Genomic DNA, 4,676 nt, shown 5'->3' with positions numbered 1-4,676 from the left:
GGCGTCCAGCAGGCCGGTCTGGCGGGCGAGGGCCTCGCCGTCGCGCACCACCCGCACCACGTAGCGGCTGCCGCGGCGCAGTCCGCCGCCGGAGACGACAATGATCTCACTCTGGTGCCCGTAGACCTCGGCGACGGCGGCGCGCAGCCGGCGGGCGGTCGACGCGAGATCCACCTCGGCCTCGATCACGATCCGGCCGGAGATGATGTGCAGTCCTCCCGCAAACCGGAGCATGGTGGAGACTTCGGCCTTGCGAACCGAGGATTTCTTGATGTCCAGCCGGGAAAGTTCTTCCTTGACCGATGCTGTCAGTGCCATGGCACCTTTCCTACCTGTTCCCGAAAATGTCGTGGTACGCCGTTGCCAGGCGCAGCGGGTCGTGGATCGGCCGGCGGCTCGACGCCCCTACTTTACCCATGACCACCTCGGCGCCGAGCATCCCGGCCGCCCGTTCGAACTCCGCGAGGTCCGTCACCGATGCGGGATCGGCGAGGACGACGTCGACGGTGAAGTCAGGCGCGTACTCCCTGAGCACCCGGAGGTGGTCGGCGGCAGACATTCCCAGCGTCTCTTTGGTGTCCATGGCGAGGTTCATGGTGAGGCAACGCCGCGCCTCGGTGTTGCAGAGCGCGTCACGCATCTCGGGCAGCAGCAGGTGCGGCAGGACCGAGGTGAACCACGAGCCCGGCCCCAGGACCACCCAGTCCGCCAGTTCGATCGCGGTCAGCGCCTCGACGCAGGCCGACGCGGTTTCGGGCAGCAGCCGGACCGCTTCGAGCGAACCGGCAACAGCGCATTTGGCTTGTCCGCGCACAGTTTCCAGCACCGTGGTGCCGTCCGCGCCGGTCACCCGGGCTTTGCCCTCGATGGTGAGCGGCGTCGTGGACATCGGCAGGACCTGGCCGCGTGCCCCGAGCAGCGCACCGGCCCACTGCAGCCCGGCCACGGTGTCGCCCAGTAATTCCCAGAGCGTCACGATCAGCAGGTTGCCCATCGCATGTTCGTCCAGGGAGCCGCCGCGCCCCTTGGCGGGCTTGAAGCGGTGCTGCATGACGTCGCGCCAGGTCCGGCCCCAGTCGGTGTCGTCGCACAACGCGGAGAGCGCCATCCGCAGGTCCCCCGGCGGCAGGACGCCGTACTCCTCGCGCAGCCGGCCGGAGGAGCCGCCGTCGTCCGCGACGGTGACGATGGCGGTCAGCTCCGAGGTGAGCAGGCGCAACGCCGAAAGCGAGGCGGACAGGCCGTGGCCGCCGCCCAATGCCACCACCGAGGGGCCCTTATCCTGCTGGCCGGCGAAGGCCGCGCTGGCGGCCGGCACCAGGGGCAGGGGCCCGGTCAGAAGCGCCATTACTCGCGGCCCAGATCCCGGTGGGTGGTGGTGACGGTGACCCGGGGGTACTGCGCCAGCCGCCGCGACAGTTCGACGGCGACGGCCACGGAACGGTGCTTGCCGCCGGTGCAGCCGACGGCGATCGTCGCGTAGTGCTTATTTTCGCGCCGGTAGCCGTCCAGCACGGGTTCGAGCGCCAAAACGTAGCGTTCCACGAAATCGCTGACGCCCTCGGCCTCGAGCACGTAGTCGCTGACGTCCTTGTCCAGCCCGGTGTGCGGGCGCAGCTGCGGCACCCAGTGCGGGTTGGGGATGAATCGCGCGTCGGCGACGAAGTTGGCGTCCACCGGCAGGCCGTACTTGAAACCAAAGCTCATGACGTTCAGGCGCAGCGCCACCGGTCCGGTTTCGCTGAACAGCTCGGTGATGGCGGTGGCTAGGCCGTGCACGTTCAGCGGCGACGTGTCCAGCACGATGTCTGATGAGTCGCGGAGCTCTTGCAGCAGTTCGCGTTCCGCCGCGATGCCGTCGAGGATCCGGCCGCCGCCCTGCAGCGGGTGGGGGCGCCTCCCCTGTTCGAAACGTCGCACCAGGACGTCGTCGTTGGCATCGAGGAATAGCACGCGGAAGGTGACGCCGCTGGCTTCAAGGTTGCGCAGCGCGGTGCGGATATCGGCGAAGAGGTCCTTGCTGCGGACGTCCATGACGACGGCGAGTTTGGAGATGGATCCCGGCGCGTGCGAGACGAGCTCCGCGAGGGTGCCCAGCATCTGCGGAGGGAGGTTTTCCACGACATACCAACCATGGTCCTCGAGGGCGTCCGCGGCGGTGCTGCGGCCCGCCCCTGACATCCCGGTGACCACGAGCAGCTCCGCCTCTACCGGCTTGACGGGGGTCAACCCGTCCGCCGCCGTGCCGGATCCCGCCGTTGACTCTGCCATCAATCGTGCTCCATCTCTGCTGTTTGCTCTGCCGTGAGGGCCGTGGCTCCGGGCAGTCGCTTCCGGCCGCGCACCGCGCCTCAGCACCTAACCCTAGCCAAGATTGCCGGCGCTAGCTAAGTTTCAAGGATTTCGCCGGTTGTCATGTTGATGGCAGGGACCGTGGGGCCGTCCGCGCCGTCGTCGGCGTTGAAATGCCGCACGATCGCACCGGCAAGGGCCGGCCCAATCCCCTTCGCGGCCGTGAGCTCCTCCATGCTCGCGGCCTTGATGCTTTTCACCGAGCCGAACTGGTTCAGCAGTGCCTTGCGCTTGGAGTCGCCGAGGCCGGGGACGCCGTCGAGCGCCGACACGGTCATGGCCTTGCCGCGCTTTTGCCGGTGGAAGCTGATGGCGAAGCGGTGGGCTTCGTCGCGGATCCGCTGCAGCAGGTACAGCCCGGCCGAGGCGCGCGGCAGGATCACCGGGAAGTCGCTGTCCGGCAGCCAGACCTCCTCGAGCCGTTTGGCGAGGCCGACGACGTAGACGTCTTCGATGCCGAGTTCGGCGAGGGCCCTCGCCGCCGCACTGACCTGTGGTTTGCCGCCGTCGACGACGACGAGGTTCGGCGGGTAGGCAAACTTCGCCCGGGGCGCCGGCGTCGTGGTGTCCGCCACCGGGCCGTCGGCCGCGGCTGCGCTCGGATCGCCCGGGTCGGCTGCTTTTTCAGCCTGTTCTTGAAGGTAGTTCCGGAAGCGGCGGGTGAGTACGTCATGCATGGCCGCAGTGTCGTCGCTGGCCGCGGCGCCCGTGACCGAGAATTTCCGGTAGTCGGATTTCTTCGGCAGGCCGTCTTCCACCACCACCATCGAACCGACCACATTGGTGCCCTGCACGTGCGAGATGTCGAAGCACTCGATCCGCAGCAGCGCGACGGGCAGGTCCAGGGCCTCCTGCAGTTCCTGGAGCGCCTGGGAGCGCAGGGTCAGGTCCCCGGCGCGCCTGGACTTGTGCAGCTGGAGCGCGTGTTCGGCGTTGTCCCGGACGGTGGTCAGCAGGGCGGCCTTGTCGCCGCGCTGCGGGACCCGGATGTCGACCCGGGCTCCCCGCAGCCCGCTGAGCCACTGGCCAAGCTCGGCGGCGTTGCTGGGCTCGGCCGGGACCAGGACTTCCCGCGGCATCCGGCCCTGGAGTTCGCGTTCTTCGCCGTAGACCTGCTGGAGCAAATGCTCGACGAGGTCAGGGGTGCTGGAATCCTCCACCTTTTCCACCACCCAGCCGCGCTGGCCGCGGATCCGTCCGCCGCGGACGTGGAAGACCTGGACCGCCGCCTCCAGTTCGTCCTCGTGCAGGGCGAAGACATCGGCGTCGGTGTCCTCGGCCAGGACCACGGCGTTGCGTTCAAAAACCTTCTTGAGCGCGACGATGTCATCGCGCACCCGGGCGGCGCGTTCGTAGTCGAGCTCGGCCACGGCCGCTGCCATGTCCTTCTCCAGCCGGGAGACGAAGGGCTTGGCCTCACCGCCCATGAACGCGCAAAAGTCCTCGGCCAGGGCACGGTGGTCTTCGGCCGAGATGCGGCCGACGCAGGGGGCCGCGCACTTGTCAATGTAACCGAGCAGGCAGGGCCGGCCGCTGGTTTCCGCACGCTTCAGGACCCCGGCGCTGCAGCTGCGGACCGGGAAGACCCGCAGCAGGGTGTCCATGGTGTCGCGGATGGCGCCCGCCGTGTAGGGGCCGAAGTAACGGGTGCCTTTCCGCCGTTCGCCGCGCAGGACCTGTACCCGGGGGTACTTCTCCGCCATCGTGACGGCCAGGTACGGGTAACTCTTGTCGTCGCGGAACATGACGTTGAACCGCGGCTTGAATTCTTTGATCCAGGTGTACTCGAGCTGCAGCGATTCCAGTTCACTGCCGACGACGGTCCATTCCACGCTGCTGGCCGTGTGGACCATCGCGTAGGTCTTCGGCATCAGGCCGGCGGGGTTGGCGAAGTAGGAATTCAGCCGGGAGCGGAGGTTTTTGGCCTTGCCGACGTAAATGACCCGGCCGTGCGGGTCGCGGAACCGGTACACGCCCGGGTTGGTCGGGATCTCCCCCGTCCGGGGCCGGTAACTAGCTGGATTTGCCACTAGTCCATTCTACTGAGCCGGCGGCGCCGTCCCGACGCGCTAGTCGACACTCTTGCTCTGGTTGTAGGTGGTGGCCCGCTGCTGCCCGCTCAGCTCCGCGATGGCGTCCATGATGCGGTCCGTGACCTGGCGCCGCGCCGGCAGGGAATGGTCCGGGCCGGTCTTGTCGAAGTAGAGCGGCTCGCCGACCTTCATGATGAAGTGCTGGGGTTTGACCTTGTTGCTGTCCGCGGGCTGCAGGTTTTCGGTGCCGATCAGACCCACCGGGACCACCGGGGCTCCCGTCGTGAGGGC

Annotated in this window: 5 protein-coding genes; all 5 read right to left on the bottom strand. The window is 68.1% G+C overall.

Annotation, left to right across the window (positions count from 1 at the left end; all coding sequences use genetic code 11):
* The coding region (gene whiA / locus AB4Y86_RS12620; protein WP_441402568.1) for a DNA-binding protein WhiA at window positions 1-318 on the bottom strand (318 nt) is incomplete at its 3' end.
* A gap of 10 nt (window positions 319-328) precedes the next feature.
* Complete coding sequence (locus tag AB4Y86_RS12615; RefSeq protein WP_441402567.1) at window positions 329-1,348, bottom strand: gluconeogenesis factor YvcK family protein; 1,020 nt, start codon at window positions 1,346-1,348, stop codon at window positions 329-331.
* Entirely contained in the window at window positions 1,348-2,271 is a 924-nt protein-coding gene (gene rapZ / locus AB4Y86_RS12610) for an RNase adapter RapZ (protein ID WP_441402566.1), read from the bottom strand. The genes AB4Y86_RS12615 and rapZ overlap by 1 nt, the downstream gene beginning before the upstream one ends.
* Window positions 2,272-2,387: 116 nt before the next feature.
* Window positions 2,388-4,382, bottom strand: a complete 1,995-nt coding sequence (gene uvrC / locus AB4Y86_RS12605; RefSeq protein ID WP_441402565.1) for an excinuclease ABC subunit UvrC — start codon at window positions 4,380-4,382, stop codon at window positions 2,388-2,390.
* Between the two features lie 39 nt (window positions 4,383-4,421).
* A partial coding sequence (locus tag AB4Y86_RS12600) for a lysophospholipid acyltransferase family protein (protein ID WP_441402564.1) occupies window positions 4,422-4,676 on the bottom strand: 255 nt, incomplete at its 5' end.

Origin of the sequence: Arthrobacter sp. 2YAF22_2 (assembly GCF_052114645.1) — a bacterium.
Classification (GTDB): domain Bacteria; phylum Actinomycetota; class Actinomycetes; order Actinomycetales; family Micrococcaceae; genus Arthrobacter.
Note: the sequence above shows the minus strand (reverse complement) of the source record. Positions and strands in the feature narration are given on the sequence as shown.

What these genes read in the sequence shown, in the direction of transcription:
- AB4Y86_RS12615 (WP_441402567.1), bottom strand. Translation starts at nt 1,348, where the DNA reads ATGGCGCTTCTGACCGGGCCCCTGCCCCTGGTGCCGGCCGCCAGCGCG.
- rapZ (WP_441402566.1), bottom strand. Translation starts at nt 2,271, where the DNA reads ATGGCAGAGTCAACGGCGGGATCCGGCACGGCGGCGGACGGGTTGACC.